This is a genomic window from Cedecea selenatireducens (assembly GCF_042138895.1).
Classification (GTDB): Bacteria; Pseudomonadota; Gammaproteobacteria; order Enterobacterales; family Enterobacteriaceae; genus Cedecea; species Cedecea selenatireducens.
Window position 1 is genome coordinate 22,450 of sequence record NZ_JBHIKW010000004.1, and the last position, 16,245, is coordinate 38,694.

The following is a 16,245-nucleotide window of genomic DNA, read 5'->3' on the forward strand; positions in this document are numbered from 1 at the left end:
TACCCCTTAGTGTTTTTCAAGCCAGGCGGCGTAGAACGAAGGGCGGCCCACGGCTTCAAAGGCAACGCCCTTCAGCCACGGCGCACCGGCAAAGACCTGTGGCTCTTCAAAAATCGGGATCACGTAGGCCTGGTCAATCAGATAACGCTGGGCGTCACCTGCCAGCGCGAGACGCTTTTGCGGATCGACTTCGGACGAAATCCCGACGAGCAGGGCGTTCAGCTTGTCATCGCTAAACTGCGAGGTAGCGCTGAGCCCGCCTTTTTGCAGCAGGGCATCGCGGTTGGCCGGATGGAACTGACTTTTAATCACGTCCGGATCGGCACGGCCCACTTCGATAACGTTAACCCCGGTTTTCTGCGGATTGTTGGTATCCAGCACCCGGCTACCGGCATCCCCGGCGCGCACGCTAAGACCAACGCCGATTTGCTTCCACTGCTGGGCAACCAGCTGTAAAACCTCTTTATTCTGCGGCTGCGGTAGGGATTCATAGATGGTCAGCGCCAGCGGTTTACCGTCTTTCTCGCGAATACCGTTGCTGCCTTTTTTCCAGCCGGCGTCATCAAGCAGCTTATTCGCCAGCGTCGGGTCATATTTCAGCTTATCGCGCAGGTCAACGTACCCGGCGGCGGTGCTGGCAATCACCGAGGTGGCCACCGGATAGTTAGCTGAGAACAGGGTGTCAACAACCTGCTGAGCGTTGGTGCCGTGCAGCAGCGCCTGGCGGACTTTGACGTCGGCTACCAGCGGGTTATCCGGGCGCAGCGCAATGCCGTCGTTCACGCCCCGGGTGGGTGCCGCGTAGACAGGGAACTTCTGGTCGGTGGCCTGCTTCTCATCGTAGGCCTGTACCTGACGAATAAAGTCGGCCTGGCCCGCCAGCAGCGCGCCAATGCGCACGCTGTCTTCAGGCGTGACCAGGATCTTGATGCCGTCGAGGTTGGCTGGCCCCTGCTGCGGACTGTTTTTCGGCCCCCACTGGTAGTCTTTGCGGGCAACTAAATCCACTTCGCGGCCCAGGGTTTCGTTTTGCACCACGAACGGCCCGGAGCCGATGATATTGCGGGCATCGCCCAGTTCATCAAAGTTACGTGCCAGCGTTTTCAGCGAAACCAGGCCTGAGCCGATGGTCGCGGTGCCCTGTAAAAAGCCCGGAGACGGCTTTTTAAAGAAGAACTTCACCGTCAGAGGGTCGATAACTTCGCTGTGGTCATAGTTGTTGATGACTTCGGAAACCGGCAGGCGCAGGGCTTTATTGCCGAGGCCGTAGGTATCAAAGTTTTTGGCTACCGCGTTGGCGTCCAGCGGGGTACCGTCGGAGAACGTTACGCCCGGCCGCAGTTTGAAGGTGTATTCGGTTTTATCCGCGTTGCTGGTCCACGATTCGGCAATCCACGGCTCAACTTCCAGCGTTTTAGGGTTCTGCCAGGTCAATTTGTCGGTGACCTGGTTCAGGATCCCGCCGTTGGGGTAGAAGCCTCCGGCCGGAGGGTAAAGGTTGGTGTGAGCCTGTTGTTCCAGGTAGACCAATTCGCCGCCTTTGATCGGGGCGGCGCTGGTGCTGAAAGCAGCAAAGGCTGCTGCTAATGCCAGCCCGCGAGCGATAGCGGTCTGGCGAGGCGATGATGGCATGGTGTTATCCTTTATTGTCTGATTGTTAGTAGCGCACGCAGCGCCTTGAAACTCATAACAACTCAGGCAATAAAGGATGAGAACGAAGAAAATCTACTAACGATTGTTGAAAATCGACTTAACGCAAATAGGTGGCTGGCCGTCTGTGGGTGACCGCATGATGGTGTTCCCGGAAATCATCAGCGGAATCTTCTGCCGCCTGGCGCAGTTCATCGCTGTCTGCCTGGTGGCTAAGCTGAATATCGATATCTTTCACCACGAAGTATTCGTGCCCGTGACGCTCGGCCAGGGTCTGTCCGGAGAAAAGTGCGGTCACAATTAATAACAGGATAATGCTCAGCTGATTTTTTAGTGCCATCTTGTCGCGCCTCGTGTGTGTTTTTCCTTGTACGGAACGTGGCTACTCTAGCGATAATCCCGTCGCGGAACTATTCGACTTATCAAAAGTGAGTTAAAGGTTTGTCAGCAAGGTAAAAGCGGGAAAGGAAGTTGTTTTGTTGCGCTGCGGTTAACCTGAGGTGTGCAGGGAGGCCGCCGTAAAGGCGGCAGCCCGATCAGTGAATACCCGCCAGACGCAGGAGCGCCGTCACCAGCGCGGCGGCAATAATCACGAAGATCAGCGGTACCTTGCGCCAGGCGAGGAACACCGCCACGGCCACGCCTGCAAACCTGGCGTACCCTGCGAAATGAGAGCCTTCAAAAAACGTGGTCGCCAGGGCGACGGAAAACAGCAGGGTGGTCGCCCCGTCGTTAAGCAGCTTTTGTGCACGGTCGGACAGCGCCATCTTGTTGCCAAGCTTCGCGCCGGTAAAACGCATCAGCCACGTTCCCGCAGACAGCACGGCCAGCCCGGCAAGCACGGTAAGGGTATTGGTCATTATTTTTTCCTCGCCAGCAGGCCTAACATGGAAAGCAGCACCGGCAGCCCAACGGGAGCAAAAGGCGTGGCGGCCAGTGAAATAGCTGCCCCGGTTGAGGCGCGAACCAGCGTGGTACGGCTTTTAAAGGCCGGAATAACCAGCGCCAGCAGAATAGCCGGGAAAACCGCGTCCAGCCCGATAACTTCCGGCGAAGGAAGCAGGCTGCCTACCGCCGCGCCGAGCAGGGTTCCCGCAGGCCAGAAAAGTGCGACACCCGCGCCGCAGAGCCAGTAGGCGGCTTTGCGTTTTTCAGGCGTGGCCTGAGACAGGCCGAAAACGACGCTCTCGTCGTTCATGATATGGCAGCCCAGGAGGCTTAGCAGGCGTGTGCCCACCAGTTCCCGTACGGCGACGCCAAACGGAATATGCCTGGCGTTAACCAGCAGGCCAGCCATCGCGGCCGCAAAAGGATTACCGCCGCTGGCGATAATGCCGATAAACATAAATTCGGATGCCCCCGCCAGCACGACAAAAGAGGCCAGCACCGGCAGCCAGAGCGGGAAGCCGTAGGCCATCGCGAGTGAGCCGTAAGAAACGCCCACGACGCCGACGGCGAGGCAGACGAGGAAAATGGCTTTTTTGGTGTCTCCGGGCAGGGTGCGGAGGTGGGCGCGCATCATGTAATGGTTTCCATATCGAACGAAATCGTCATTATAATGACCGCAATCTGCTACCATATCAAGCGAACGAATCGTTCATTTTATCGAACAGTGGGGAGTTTAATGACTCAGCCAATAGACACTATAGCCAGAAGCCTGGCACGGGAGCGCGGGCGCGCAGGGCTGTCGCTGGCGGAAGTGGCCCGCAGGGCCGGTATTGCAAAATCCACGCTCTCGCAGCTGGAAGCGGGAAACGGTAATCCTAGCCTGGAGACGCTATGGGCGCTGTGCGTGGCGCTGAATATTCCCTTTGCCACGCTGCTGGAGCCACAAAGCGCCAGAACGCAGATTATTCGCCGGGGAGAAGGCAGCCGCATTTCCGCCGAGCAGGCCAACTATGTGGCTATTTTACTGGCAAGCTGCCCGCCGGGCGTGCGTCGGGATATCTATCTGGTTGAAGCGCAGCCGGGCACACCGAGGCTTTCGGAGCCGCATCCGCCGGGCTCGGTGGAGCATATGATTGTGACGCAGGGGCGGGCGCTGGTCGGCCTGACCGAGTCGGCAGAAGAGCTGGCGGTTGGCGACTATATTTGTTACCCGGCGGACCAGCCGCATATTTTTCGCGCGCTGGAGCCGGACACGATGGCCATCATGGTGGCGGAGCAGAATTAACGTCGGACGCGGGCTGCCTCTTTAGGACAGCCCGTTTTCATTAATGGGCCACGGATTTGGAGAAGAGGTTAATCACCAGCACGCCAAGAATAATCAGCGCCATGCCCGCCAGCGCAGGCCAGTCGAGCTTTTGCCCGAGGAAAAGCCAGCCAATCATGCCGATTAACACGATCCCCGCGCCGGACCAGATGGCGTAAATGATCCCGGTTGGGATAGTGCGCATGGTTATCGACAGCGCATAAAAAGCGACCGCATAGAACAGGACGGTGACGACGCTGGGCCACAGTCGGCTGAAACCATCGGAAAGTTTTAAAGCGGTGGTAGCAATCACTTCGGCAACGATTGCGAGAATAAGCCAGCTGTAGGTCATGTTCGGTTGTATCCAGTGGTGAACGGCGGTTGCGGAGCGCTATTTTGACCTGGCGCCGATTTTTTCGAAAGACAGGAAAACGAAAAGGTTTATAGATACTCCCGCTGTGTTTATGGGCTGTTTAATTTGTTAAATGTCGAGTGTTATGCTGGTTAAAAGGTTAAGTGCCAGTTTATTTATGGTTTAAATCATAAATAAATAAAATATTACGCTTTATAGGAATATTCTGTTCGCCTATGATACCGGTAACATCGACGGTAGCGGCGGAAAGTGAGCGGCGCCATGAATGATAATTAACCCCTGGGGTGAGGCATGGATTGGTGGGTAGATTACTTCTCAGGCTATCTGTATGGCGTAAAAGTAATCGCGATTGGGTTGGCTATTTTGATGTTTATCAGTGGAATAGACGATCTGTTTATTGATGCTGTGTACTGGTTTCGTCGCGTCTGGCGCGCCTGTACCGTGTACCGCCGTCACCCACATTTAGGTTACAAGGCGCTTTATCAGCCTGCGGAAAAGCCGCTTGCAATAATGGTGCCGGCCTGGAATGAAAACGGCGTAATAGGCAAAATGGTGAGTCTTGCGGCCGCCTCGATCGATTACGAAAACTATCATATTTTTATTGGCACCTATCCAAACGACCCGAATACCCAGCGCGACGTGGATGAGGTGTGTGCGCGTTATCCCAACGTGCATAAGGTGGTTTGCGCGCGCCCAGGCCCAACCAGCAAAGCTGACTGTCTGAATAACATCCTCGATGCTATTTTGCAGTTTGAACGCAGCGCCCGTTTTTCCTTCTCAGGCTTTATTCTGCACGATGCCGAAGACGTTATTTCACCGCTGGAGCTTCGGCTTTTCAACTATCTGGTTGGCCGTAAAGATCTGATTCAACTTCCTGTCTACCCGCTTGAGCGCGGCTGGACACACTTTACCAGCTTGAGCTATCTGGACGAGTTCTCCGAGCTGCACGGTAAAGATGTGCCGGTTCGTGAGGCGCTGGCGGGCCAGGTCCCCAGCGCAGGCGTGGGAACCTGTTTCAGCCGCAGGGCCGTGCTCGCGCTGCTGGCAGACGGGGACGGCATAGCCTTTGACGTGCAAAGCCTGACCGAGGAATACGACATCGGTTTTCGCCTGCGTCAAAAGGGCATGACCGAGATTTTCTGTCGCTTTCCGGTAGTGGACGGTGCAGAACTGTCCGGCAAACCGTTCGGCCAGCGTCGACGTACCTCTACCGTGCTTTCCGTGCGCAAATATTTTCCGGATACCTTTGGCGCGGCGGTACGGCAGAAGTCACGCTGGATAATCGGCATTGTTTTTCAGGGTTTCAAAACGCAACGCTGGAGTACGAGTCGGACGCTGAACTATTTCCTGTGGCGCGACAGAAAGGGCGGCATTGCCAACTTTCTTGCTTTTGGCGCCATGCTGGTAGCGATGCAACTCGGGTCGCTGTGGGTTTATCAGCATACCGTGGATGACGCCTGGCAGTTTATGTCGATATTCTGCTGCGACGAGTGGTTCACCGTGCTGCTGTGGGCCAACGTCTGCCTGTTAGCTAATCGCGTTGTGCAGAGGATTATTTTTGTCAGCGGGTATTACGGGCTGTGGCAGGGACTGATGTGCGTGCCGCGCCTGTTCTGGGGTTGTCTTATCAATTTTGCGGCTAACTGCCGGGCCATTCGGTTGGTGATTCAGCACGGCGATCCGCGCCGCGTGGCGTGGGATAAAACAACCCATGACTTCCCTCGCGTGGTCACCCGGAATGCAGCCCTGCGTCCGCTGGGCGAGATTCTGGTGGCGCGGGGAATGATTAGCCAGACGCAGCTTGATGAAGCCATCCAGCAGCGCATCCCAGGGCTAAAGCTCGGCGGCAGCCTGGTGAAGAGTGGCGTCATCAATACCCTGCAGCTTGCCGAGGCGCTGGCCGAACAGGCGGGAGTGCCGATGGTGCGCATGGACAGCCGTTGCCTCGATAAGCGACTTATTGCCGGGCTGCCTTCTGGGGTAGCCCGACACTACGCCGTGCTGCCGCTGCGCGAAGAGCCTGACAGGCTGGTGCTTGCTAGTGAGAGCCCTCTGGATCCCGTTTCACTGGCGGCGCTGGCGCGTAAGGCTGGACGGCCGGTGCGCTACGTTATCGTCCCGCGAGGTGAGGTTGTGGTTGGGCTCCGGCACTGGTACGGCGACCCGCAAAACAACGAGCAGTTTGCTTTGCTTTCCCGCGCGGCGGCGGCAGGAATGTTGACCCCGCAGCGGGCCGAAGCGCTGTGGCATGAATATGTTTCCGGGCAAATTCTGTTTGCTGAAGTGCTGATAACCGAAAGTTATCTGGATGACGCGGTGCTGAAAGCGGTGCTGCTGCGCCATGAGCGCAGTGAGATGCAGTTTGGAGAATTCCTGGTGCAGGAAGGCGTGGTCAGCCAGCGGGTGGTCGATCATGCACTGAAACAGCAAAAAAAGCTGCAGCCTTCGCTGAACAGGCTGATGCACAACGCCGGGCTGAGCAGTCTGCAGATCTCCAGCCTTATTGGAGAATTAACGTGAAGCTTCGCCTAAAAACGCTGTGCTTAGCCTTTAGCCTGCTTATCGTTGGCTATGCACAGGCCGTAACCGAAGGGTCAAGACAAGATCTCGGGTTAAGCGATTACCGCTACTTTAAGGTTTATCCGCACATCACGCGGGCGCAAAAAGCGCTTTCCTCCAATAATGAACAGCGGGCTATTCACAGTTTTCAGCATGCCCACGAGCTGGCTCCGGAGAGCATCCGCCTGACGCTCTGGCTTGCCGGGGCCTATCGACATTTTCGACACGACGACAAAGCGATTGCGCTGCTGAGCCAGCAGCTTCGTCAAACGCCGGGCAATGTGCCGATTCGTCAGGCGCTCGACGCTATCCCACGGCCGGCTAAAAAAATAACCAGCCGAAAGGAGCTTGTTGCGCTTCATGAGGAATGCGGCGCTTCCCCGTCGGTCGTCTGCCGGGCTGAAGTAGGAGAGTATGCCGTCAGGCTGGGGGAGCTGGATATCGCGCTGATGCAGCTGAATGACGAAGCGTTTCGCGTATCGGCCGAAGGGCAGATGTTGATCAATGATTTGACCCAGAGCGCTATCGCTTTGCAGAAGTGGCACATGGCCGATCGCGGCTTTGCCCTCCACGATCGGCTGGTAACGTTGGGCGAGGAGCAGTACCAGCAGTGGTTCGCTATTTTGCTACACCTTGAGCGCGACCGTCGCATTCTTGATCTGCAGCAGCAGGGCGTGATGAATACGCCAGGTATGCAGCTGGCCTACGCCCAGTCTCTGGCTGAAAGAAAAAAATATCCCGCACTGAAGGCTTATCTGGCCAGCCATCATCCTCAGTTCACCGCCGACAGTGAAAAGCATAACTGGCGATATTTAATGGTCACCTGGGGTGGTATGAAAGCGGCAGAGCATTATTCTGGAGGGTGGCAGAAGTAACCAGCATAATAAAAATGGCCCTTTATTAAGGGCCGTCTGGTTATTTATTTCTTGAAGACTTCAATATTGACATTTTTATGATTAGATTCGTCACCCGTGGCGGCGACAATCACATAAAAGCAGTCGGCAGGCTTCACGTTGGACTCTTCGCATTTTTGATTTACCTCTTTAGATAAATCCTTATGCCCGACGGTCGGCGTGCCGTCCTGAGTCAGGGAAAGATCGCCAATTTTGGTATAACCAGGTGATTGTTCATGAGTAATTTGTTTTGCCGCAAAAACAGGTGACGAAACTAACAGCGTTAAAGCCAGGGCAGGTAGCAGATATTTCATCTTGGTCATCCTCTGAATGTTTCATTGAAATAGTTAACTGTTTTTCCTCATTAACGCATTAAAGAATTAGCACAGTTTTAAGGAAAATCAACTTCGTCACCTTTTACGGATCAATCAAAACTGGAGAGGGTAAGCCTGTTTTATCCTCTCCGCTTATTGGCTCAGTAAATTAAGATTTAAATCCTGCGGCGGTCATCAGCAGGCGGAACCCCATGCCTACGGCCGCCAGGGCTAATACGCTGGCGCTCCATAAAATAACCAACCACATCACTCTTTTAGCCGCCTGTTTCATCAATGGTAGCCCTCGCCATGCTGCACCTTCCCGCGAAACACGTAGTAGCTCCAGAAGGTGTAAACCAGGATTATCGGAATAATAAACAGCGCCCCAACCAGCATAAAGCCCTGGCTTTGCGGCGGCGCGGCGGCCTGCCACAGCGTGATGCCGGGCGGGATAATGTTTGGCCAGATGCTGATGCCCAGCCCGCTAAAGCCCAGGAAAATCAGCCCCAGCGTCAGCACAAACGGCGTGGCGTGAAGGCTGTTCGCCGTGCGGACGCTGCGCCAAAGCCACAGGCTGCACAGCACTACCAGCAGCGGTACGGGCAACAGGAACAGCAGGTTTGGCAGGCTGAACCAGCGTTCGGCAATGTTCGGATGGCGCAGCGGCGTCCAGACGCTAATCACCGCTATCACCACCAAAAGTGCCAGCAGCAACGCTGGGGTGAGAGTCCGCATCCTTTTCTGCAGCGGAGCTTCGCTTTTCATCACCAGCCAGGTAGCGCCCAGCAGGGCGTAGGCAATCACCAGCCCCAGGCCGCAGAACAGGTTGAACGGCGTGAGCCAGTCGAGTTGGCTGCCGGAAAACTGGCGACCGGTCACTGAGAAACCAGAAATGACCGCGCCAACGGCAATGCCCTGGCAGAACGTGGCCAGAATCGAGCCGCCCAGAAAAGCTTTATCCCAGAAGGGACGATGCGCGGGCGTGGCTTTGAAGCGGAATTCAAATGCCACGCCGCGAAAAATCAGCCCGATCAGCATCAGCGTCAGGGGGATCGTGAGCGCGTCGACGATCACCGCGTAAGCCAGCGGGAAAGCGCCAAACAGCCCGGCACCGCCCAGTACCAGCCAGGTTTCGTTCCCGTCCCAGACCGGGGCTACGCTGTTGACCATCACGTCGCGGTCCTCCCCGCTGCGGATAAACGGAAACAGGATGCCAATGCCCAGATCAAAACCGTCCATCACGATATACATCAGGGTGGCGAAGACGATAATCACAAACCAAATAACGGATAAATCGATGCCCATTAGCGCGGCTCCTCAAGCGATTCGGTGACCGCAGAAAGCGGGCGGGACGGGGTTCCTTCGGCGGGATGGTCGTCAAACGGCTGCGGGCCTTTTTTGATAAGCCTGACCATGTAGCCGTAGCCGACGCCGAACACCGACATATACACCACGAAAAAGGCGGCAAGGCTGATGCTCATTTGCAGCGTGCCGTGCGCAGAAACGGCGTCTTTGGTGCGCAGCAGGCCGTAGACCACCCACGGCTGGCGGCCCACCTCCGTCGTTATCCATCCGGCGAGAATGGCAATCAGCCCCGACGGCCCCATCCACAGCGCAAAATGCAGGAACGGGCGGCTGTCGAACAGTCGATCACGGTAGCGCAGCCACAGGCTGGCGACGCCGAGCAGGATCATTAGCATCCCTAATCCAGCCATCACGCGGAACGACCAAAAAACAATCGGCGAATTAGGGCGGTCCTCTTTCGGAAACTCTTTTAGCGCAGGGACCTGTTTATCCAGGCTGTGGGTGAGGATAAGGCTGCCCAACGCCGGGATTTCCAGGCCAAAGCGGGTGCGTTCCTGCTCCATGTCCGGCAGGCCAAACAGCAGCAGCGGCGTCGGCTCACCGGGGCGATTTTCCCAGTGCCCTTCAATGGCGGCAATTTTGGCCGGCTGATGCTTCAGCGTGTTCAGGCCGTGCATGTCGCCGATCATCGCCTGGATTGGGGCGACGATAACCGCCATCCACAGCGCCATTGAAAACATGGTGCGAATGGCCGGCGTACCGTTGCCACGAAGCAGATGCCAGGCGGCAGATGCCCCGACGAAGAAGGCGCTGCTGAGAAACGCCGCGACCGACATATGCAGCAGGCGATAGGGGAAGGAAGGATTAAACACCACCGCCAGCCAGTCCACCGGCACCACCTGGCCGTTGTGGATCTCAAAGCCCTGCGGGGTTTGCATCCAGCTGTTGGAGGCGAGGATCCAGAAGGTGGAAATAATAGTGCCCAGCGCCACCATGCAGGTGGCAAAAAAGTGCAGGCCTGGGCCAACACGGCTCCAGCCGAACAGCATCACGCCAAGGAAACCGGCCTCAAGGAAGAAGGCCGTCAGCACTTCGTAGGTCAGCAGCGGGCCGGTGATGCTGCCGGCAAACTGGGAAAACCCACTCCAGTTGGTGCCGAACTGGTAGGCCATGACCAGCCCGGAGACCACGCCCATGCCAAAGTTGACGGCAAAAATCTTCGACCAGAAGTGATATAGCGAGCGGTAAACCGGGTTTTTGGACTTTAACCAGAGCCCCTCAAGTACCGCGAGGTAGCTGGCAAGCCCGATAGTGATGGCGGGAAAAATAATGTGGAAGGAGACAGTGAAAGCAAACTGAATCCTCGCCAGGTGAAAAGCGTCTAAACCGAACATGCAGAACTCCGCATAGCAAATTATTCGGCTCGATTGTAGGCCGCGCCACGTCTGGGGTGTAGAAACAGACTGGCAGGAAAAAGGGATAACAGTTGGCCTGAGGGGCTTTATGCGTCTGGCATAGCGCAGCTAAGAGTGGGGCTATTTCTATTTTGTAGGACTATGGGCAGCACTTTACAAACGTAGGTTGAGTTGTCCGGGATGTCAGTCAGTACCAGGGACATCGCGCCAATGTTGACATGATGACCAATTTTAACCCCACCAAGAATGCAAACGCCTGCACCTATAACAGCATGGTGGCCAATGTTTGCCACGGCTTTAGATAGGCCATCTTTTACACCAATGGTCACATTTTGGTGAATTACCGCATGGTCGCCAATGACCGCCCGTCCAGAAATGACTACGCCAGTTAGATGCATGAAGGTCGGTTTAATACCAATACTGGCAGTCAGCCCAATGTCCGAGGCGTATTTCATCTGCAGTGCCCAGCCTATTTTTTTCGCCGTTTTCCTTTGGCGTTTGCTGCCAACCAGCGTCATCTGGTTGGCTAAGCGCCACCACAGGAGAAAGTGCCTGTCGCGGCATTTGTGGGCGATGTGCAGGCGAAAAGGGTTAATTCTACCGTTGGAGGAGATTTCCGCCCGCCAGAATGCTTTCAGTTGACCGCTCTTTTTTGAAAGAAGAAAAAAAATGATATGTAAGAGTTTCACTAAATAATTACGGCATGTTGTAAGAACATAATATGGCTATGGTAATTGATTTTATGCGTGGAATTCATGTGTTTTATGAGTAACAGGTGAGTTCTGTCACTAAATGCGCCAGCGAAGAAATCAACGCTATCGCTGAGATAACGATGATCTAACACTATGAATTGACGAAAAACATAAGCCAGCACTTTGAAAAGATAACCGTTTTCCCGAGAACCAACCTTAAACGCACGGGTCTATATCGTGAGCGTTCTTTTCCGGAGAAAACGATGTTGTCACCCAGGTTTAGCGTATTTTTACTGGTCGGCCTTAGCCTGGCGTCTCAGGCATCCGCCGAGGATCTGCTTTCTCCCGCAAAAAGAGAGATTGCTATGCAGCTCGTTTCCAGCGCGGAAAACTCCTCGCTCGACTGGCGAAAACAGTATGCCTATATAGAGGATATCGACGACGATCGCGGTTATACCGCCGGACTTATCGGGTTTACCTCCGCTAACGGAGATATGCTGGACGTTGTGGCACGCTATACGTCGATGCGGGCGGGAAACCCGCTCTCTGATTATCTGCCCGCACTGAAAGCACTCGCGGCAGAAGGCGATAGCGCCCATACCGGGCTTGACCCTGATTTTGTGGATGCCTGGAAACAGGCTGCACAAGATCCCGCGTTTAGAGCGTCGCAGGATCAGATCCTCACTGAACAGTATTTGAAGCCTGCGGTTGAGCAAGCGAAAAAAGATGGGCTGAGCACGCTGGGGCAATTTATTTACTACGATGCGCTGGTCATGCATGGGCCGGGTAGCCAGCGAGTGACGTTTGGCGGCATTCGTGCGGCGGCCAATGCAGTCGCCAAAACGCCCGCACAGGGCGGCAGTGAGAAAGCCTGGCTGAATGCGTTTTTAGATGCGCGAGTGAAGATCATGCGGGAAGAAAAGGCTCACGAAGAGACGTCGCGGGTTGAGCTTGAGCAGCGCCGTTTTCTCAAGGAAGGTCACTACAGCCTGTCGCCACCTCTGCGCTGGCGAACCAATGATGAAGATTTTGTCATCGAGCGCTAACGGTAGAAAACCCGCAGCTTCAGGCTACGGGTCTTACGGTTTAAGCTTCCAGCAGCACCATTAACCTTTCCTGCACGCTGGTGCAGCCTGCCAGTACCAGATTACCTTTCAACAGGCCGCCGTCGGCGAGAAATGCGTTGCTGGTGCCGCCGGCTTCGGTTATCAGCAGCAGCCCGGCCAGCGCATCCCAGCTGTTCATATGTTCTTCGTAGTAGGCGTGAACCTGGCCCGCGGCAACGTGCGCCAGCATCAATGCGCCCGCGCCGAAACGGCGGTACTCCATGCCGTCATTGAGCACATCTTCGATGGTGCGGGCATAAAGAGGAACCGGCGCACGGCTTGAGCGGCCCAGGCCAATGACCACGCTTTCCGGAGACGGATCGTGAAGCTTTAACGGCCTGTTATTAAGAAAGGCTCCCGCACCGTGCCGGGCAAAAAAGAACTCATCGCGGTCGGGCGCATAAATAATCCCCAGCTCAATCACGCTTTGCCTGACGTAAGCGAGGGAAATGCACCAATAGTCCATGCCAAGAATAAAGTTAGTGGTGCCGTCAACCGGGTCAAGCACCCAGACGCCGCGCTCACCCTCAACAAGGCCGCTTTCTTCACCGAGGAAACCGTCCTGCGGGCAATGGACCTTCAGCCAGCTTTTAATCTCTTGTTCAACCAGAACGTCCGCCTGTGAGACGAAATCCTGACGACCTTTTTTCTCAACTTTCAAACCTGCATCGCGCAGCGCCTGGGCGCGGGCGCCGGCTTCGCGGATTAACGTGCATAACGCCTGCTGCTGTTGTTCTGTCATGTTTTGCTCTTAGGTAAGGGAAAGCGACGTGTGCCGATGGATCAAATCAACCTTCACCCAACTAGTGCGTGAAGGTTGCGAAGGGGTGCGAGCGCGCTCCAGCAGATGCATCAGCGCCAGGCGTGAGATCTCTGCCACGTCCTGATTAAGGGTGGTGAGGCGGTAGCTGTACTGCGCCGTCTGCGGCGTATTGTCGAAGCCAATAAGCTGGAAATCCTGCGGGGCGTTTTTGCCGCGCTGGCGCATGCCGTCGAGAAAGCCACAGGCCAGCTGGGCATTGGCGCAGAAAATGCCCTGTGGGATCTGTTCGAGTTCAGCCGCTGCCTGCCAGCCACCTTCGTAACCTTCTTCAGAGGAAAGCAGCGTCACGAGGCTTTTATCGACGTCTACACCGCGTTCGCTCAGGGCGAGAAGGAAAGCCTCGCCGCGCATTCTACCGGCCCAGGTCGACTGGTTATTGTTGAGCCAGCCAAAGCGCCGGCAGCCGCTGTTGACCAGCTGTTCGGCGGCGAGCACCGCGCCCGCGGCGTTATCGGAGCAAACATAATCCACGCCGGGAATATCCGGCTGGCGGTTGATGCCGACCACCGGGATCTGCTGCTGGACGCATTCGTTCACCAGCGATTCGGGCGGTTTGCCTGAGGTGACAATCACGCCGGAGACGCGAAACTGGGTGAAATGGCGCAGCGTTTTCGCCAGCTCCTGCTCCGAGCGGATTTCGGTCACCAGCGCCTGGAAACCGTTACGCTGAATTTCGCCGAGCAGGCCGTCGAGCAGGCTGCTGCGAAACGGATCGTGGATGCGCGAGACGATAACGCCAATCAGATGGCTGCGTCGGCGGTTAAGCCCCTGAGCAAGAAAATTGACCTGATAGCCAAGCTCTTCGGCTACCTGTAGCACCCGCTCGCGGGTAGCCGGAGAGATGCTGCCGTTATTACTTAGCGCTCGGGAAACCACAGCGCGAGACACGCCCGCACGCCGGGCAACGTCTTCGGCGGTGACGCTCTGTTTATGCATCGGCGAACTCAAGGCAAAAAATCCTCAGTGTAAAAACGCTGCTGATGGAAGTCATACTGCAGGCCGTCATGGCTGACGAACAGTCCGGCATAGGGACGGCAGGCCAGCTTCAGCGCGGGTAAAATCGCATCGTTGCAGTGATACAACCCCAGAGACGGCAGCGCCAGTGATTTAAACAGCTTCAGGCAGCCGGGAAAATCACCGTGGGAGGCATCATCGGCAAGTTCAGACAGCGAGGCGCACTCCTGAAAAGCCAGATCGGCTCCGGCCATCAGCGCGATTGAGCTTTCGGTGGGCCTGCCGTCGCCGCTGTAGAACAGGCCGTGTTCACGGATATCAATGCGCACGGCAAGATTGGCCATTTCATGGCGGGTTGGGGCGGTGCGAATGTGCCAGTTCTGCCAGCGGAAATCTGCTTCGCTGTCTCGCCATTCTATCGGGAAACAGAGCGTTGCATCAGGCCAGTTGGCGAGCAGCGCCAGCTGCATCAGCACCTGTCGCTGTTCCGGCTGGCTGTAAATCACCAGCGGCTTTTGCCGGGCAAAACTTTTCCAGTGATTAAGCAGGGCGGTTAAGCCGGTGCAGTGGTCCGGGTGCACATGGGTAAAAAACAGCACGTCGATATCATTGATGTTGCCGCCGCGCTGCCATAGTGCGCGAGGCACGGTTGGGCCACAGTCGATAAGCCACTGCCGGTTCTCGTCGTCAATCACCCGCAGTGCGGAAGTATTTTGCCAGCGGGAGAAGGCGCTGCCGCAGCCAAGCACGTCGATTTTCATTATCCCTCGCTAAAAATTTTTCGCGGTTAATTAAAGTGTCACAAAGACAGGCCACAGTAGGCGCACATCATCTCTGACTAGCGTTTCATTTTTTTTACAGCGAAATGAACACGTGTTCATTCAGGGCAAAAAAGACGTAAACAGACATTTCGGATACCGTTATGAGCTACCTGCAAATGGCGCACCTTAAAATTAATTATGGCGATAAGGTGGTGCTAAAAGATATTAATCTGGACGTGAACAAAGGCGAGATGATTGCTTTACTTGGCCCGTCCGGCTGTGGAAAGACGACATTATTAAACGCTTTGTGTGGGTTTATTCCCGTCAAAGAGGGCCGCATTGTAGTTGCCGGAAATGAAATAACCCAAAGCCCACCGGAACAGCGCAATATCACCATGGTTTTTCAAAGCTATGCGCTGTGGCCGCATTTAACGGTAGAGCAAAATATTGGCTACGGCTTAAAGCTGCGTAAGTGGCGACGAGACGCTATTCAGGCCAGGGTGCTCGAGCTATTGCAGATGGTGAATCTTAACGGCCTTGCCACAGCGAAAATCACCGAGCTTTCCGGCGGGCAGCGGCAGCGTGTGGCGCTGGCACGGGCGTTAGCGATTGAGCCGGACGTGCTGGTGCTGGATGAGCCGCTGTCTAACCTTGATGCAAAGGTGCGGTTAAATGTCCGCCATGAAATCAAGCAGCTACAGAAAAAGCTCGGCTTTACCTCGGTGATTGTGACCCACGACCAGCAGGAAGCATTGGTCATGGCTGACCGCATCGTGGTGCTGAATAACGGGCAAATAGAACAAACGGGGACCCCGGAAGAAATTTATCAGCAGCCCGCCACGCCTTTTGTCGCCGACTTTATGGGCGCCGATAACCATATTACGGCAGAAGAAATGACAGTCCTGGGGTTATCTTCGTTAAAAAATGATAACCAACAGGTTATTTATTTCAGAAGTTCAGACGCTGCACTCTCATCTTTAAATAAAGACGCGCCAGAAAGTGGATTAACGCTGGAAGGCGTAGTTGAGCAACATGCCTTTATTGGCCACAACTACCGTTACGCAATTCGCTGCCGGGAGCGCCTTTTCCATGCTGATTGTACCGATAATTTACCGCTGAATTCTGCGGTCAGGCTGCACGTGCCCGAGTCCGCTCTACATATTTTTAATTCGTCCCATACGGCTTGAACCATTCTATTTCTCTGAGGGG

General features: G+C 55.5%; 18 protein-coding genes. 5 read left to right on the top strand and 13 right to left on the bottom strand.

The window, feature by feature from the left end; all coding sequences use genetic code 11:
- Nucleotides 1-6: 6 nt before the first annotated feature.
- From ACE38U_RS07955 to ACE38U_RS07970, 4 genes are all read right to left on the bottom strand, one after another.
- Nucleotides 7-1,632 (bottom strand): TIGR04028 family ABC transporter substrate-binding protein, encoded by a 1,626-nt coding sequence (locus ACE38U_RS07955; protein ID WP_176983284.1) that lies wholly within the window; start codon nucleotides 1,630-1,632, stop codon nucleotides 7-9.
- A 118-nt stretch (nucleotides 1,633-1,750) separates the two neighbouring features.
- A complete protein-coding gene (locus ACE38U_RS07960) occupies nucleotides 1,751-1,990 on the bottom strand; it encodes a DUF2554 family protein (protein ID WP_038472131.1) in 240 nt (79 codons plus the stop codon).
- 196 nt (nucleotides 1,991-2,186) lie between these two features.
- Nucleotides 2,187-2,510 (bottom strand): branched-chain amino acid transport AzlD family protein, encoded by a 324-nt coding sequence (locus ACE38U_RS07965; protein WP_176983285.1) that lies wholly within the window; start codon nucleotides 2,508-2,510, stop codon nucleotides 2,187-2,189.
- Nucleotides 2,510-3,169 carry an AzlC family ABC transporter permease gene (locus ACE38U_RS07970; protein ID WP_038482572.1) on the bottom strand — a complete coding sequence of 220 codons (660 nt, stop codon included), beginning with the start codon at nucleotides 3,167-3,169 and terminating at the stop codon, nucleotides 2,510-2,512. Before ACE38U_RS07970 ends, ACE38U_RS07965 begins: the two co-directional genes overlap by 1 nt.
- Nucleotides 3,170-3,274: 105 nt before the next feature.
- Between ACE38U_RS07970 and ACE38U_RS07975 the strand changes: the two genes are divergently transcribed.
- Nucleotides 3,275-3,823: a helix-turn-helix domain-containing protein gene (locus ACE38U_RS07975; protein WP_038472135.1), complete on the top strand. Its 549-nt coding sequence runs from the start codon at nucleotides 3,275-3,277 to the stop codon at nucleotides 3,821-3,823.
- Nucleotides 3,824-3,863: 40 nt separating this feature from the next.
- Here ACE38U_RS07975 and ACE38U_RS07980 read toward each other — a convergent pair whose 3' ends face one another.
- Nucleotides 3,864-4,193, bottom strand: coding sequence for an SMR family transporter (locus tag ACE38U_RS07980; RefSeq protein ID WP_176983286.1), 330 nt, complete (start codon nucleotides 4,191-4,193; stop codon nucleotides 3,864-3,866).
- A gap of 312 nt (nucleotides 4,194-4,505) precedes the next feature.
- Between ACE38U_RS07980 and ACE38U_RS07985 the strand changes: the two genes are divergently transcribed.
- The gene (locus ACE38U_RS07985; protein ID WP_375529455.1) at nucleotides 4,506-6,734 is read left to right on the top strand and encodes a glycosyl transferase family protein; all 2,229 of its coding nucleotides are present in this window, start codon (nucleotides 4,506-4,508) and stop codon (nucleotides 6,732-6,734) included.
- Entirely contained in the window at nucleotides 6,731-7,648 is a 918-nt protein-coding gene (locus ACE38U_RS07990; protein WP_375529456.1) for a tetratricopeptide repeat protein, read from the top strand. The genes ACE38U_RS07985 and ACE38U_RS07990 overlap by 4 nt, the downstream gene beginning before the upstream one ends.
- A 44-nt stretch (nucleotides 7,649-7,692) precedes the next feature.
- Here ACE38U_RS07990 and ACE38U_RS07995 read toward each other — a convergent pair whose 3' ends face one another.
- The 5 genes from ACE38U_RS07995 to ACE38U_RS08015 all read right to left on the bottom strand — a co-directional run bounded on the left by ACE38U_RS07995 (nucleotide 7,693) and on the right by ACE38U_RS08015 (nucleotide 11,389).
- Entirely contained in the window at nucleotides 7,693-7,980 is a 288-nt protein-coding gene (locus ACE38U_RS07995) for a hypothetical protein (RefSeq protein ID WP_038472141.1), read from the bottom strand.
- Nucleotides 7,981-8,149: 169 nt separating this feature from the next.
- Nucleotides 8,150-8,272 carry a DUF2474 domain-containing protein gene (locus ACE38U_RS08000; RefSeq protein ID WP_071842911.1) on the bottom strand — a complete coding sequence of 41 codons (123 nt, stop codon included), beginning with the start codon at nucleotides 8,270-8,272 and terminating at the stop codon, nucleotides 8,150-8,152.
- Nucleotides 8,272-9,285: a cytochrome d ubiquinol oxidase subunit II gene (gene cydB, locus ACE38U_RS08005; RefSeq protein WP_375529457.1), complete on the bottom strand. Its 1,014-nt coding sequence runs from the start codon at nucleotides 9,283-9,285 to the stop codon at nucleotides 8,272-8,274. The genes ACE38U_RS08000 and cydB overlap by 1 nt, the downstream gene beginning before the upstream one ends.
- Nucleotides 9,285-10,679 (bottom strand): cytochrome ubiquinol oxidase subunit I, encoded by a 1,395-nt coding sequence (locus tag ACE38U_RS08010; protein WP_176983290.1) that lies wholly within the window; start codon nucleotides 10,677-10,679, stop codon nucleotides 9,285-9,287. Before ACE38U_RS08010 ends, cydB begins: the two co-directional genes overlap by 1 nt.
- Before the next feature lie 107 nt (nucleotides 10,680-10,786).
- Nucleotides 10,787-11,389 carry an LbetaH domain-containing protein gene (locus ACE38U_RS08015; RefSeq protein ID WP_375529458.1) on the bottom strand — a complete coding sequence of 201 codons (603 nt, stop codon included), beginning with the start codon at nucleotides 11,387-11,389 and terminating at the stop codon, nucleotides 10,787-10,789.
- A gap of 266 nt (nucleotides 11,390-11,655) precedes the next feature.
- Between ACE38U_RS08015 and ACE38U_RS08020 the strand changes: the two genes are divergently transcribed.
- Nucleotides 11,656-12,438 (top strand): chitosanase, encoded by a 783-nt coding sequence (locus tag ACE38U_RS08020; RefSeq protein WP_038472147.1) that lies wholly within the window; start codon nucleotides 11,656-11,658, stop codon nucleotides 12,436-12,438.
- Between the two features lie 40 nt (nucleotides 12,439-12,478).
- Here the strand turns inward: ACE38U_RS08020 and ACE38U_RS08025 are convergent, their stop codons facing one another.
- From ACE38U_RS08025 to ACE38U_RS08035, 3 genes are read right to left on the bottom strand one after another with little or no spacing between them, the layout of a single operon-like run.
- Nucleotides 12,479-13,240: an inositol monophosphatase family protein gene (locus tag ACE38U_RS08025; RefSeq protein WP_038472149.1), complete on the bottom strand. Its 762-nt coding sequence runs from the start codon at nucleotides 13,238-13,240 to the stop codon at nucleotides 12,479-12,481.
- 9 nt (nucleotides 13,241-13,249) lie between these two features.
- A complete protein-coding gene (locus ACE38U_RS08030; protein ID WP_038472151.1) occupies nucleotides 13,250-14,257 on the bottom strand; it encodes a LacI family DNA-binding transcriptional regulator in 1,008 nt (335 codons plus the stop codon).
- 8 nt (nucleotides 14,258-14,265) lie between these two features.
- Nucleotides 14,266-15,036 (bottom strand): MBL fold metallo-hydrolase, encoded by a 771-nt coding sequence (locus ACE38U_RS08035; RefSeq protein ID WP_038472153.1) that lies wholly within the window; start codon nucleotides 15,034-15,036, stop codon nucleotides 14,266-14,268.
- Nucleotides 15,037-15,197: 161 nt separating this feature from the next.
- Between ACE38U_RS08035 and ACE38U_RS08040 the strand changes: the two genes are divergently transcribed.
- Entirely contained in the window at nucleotides 15,198-16,223 is a 1,026-nt protein-coding gene (locus ACE38U_RS08040) for an ABC transporter ATP-binding protein (protein ID WP_375529459.1), read from the top strand.
- Nucleotides 16,224-16,245 lie beyond the last annotated feature (22 nt).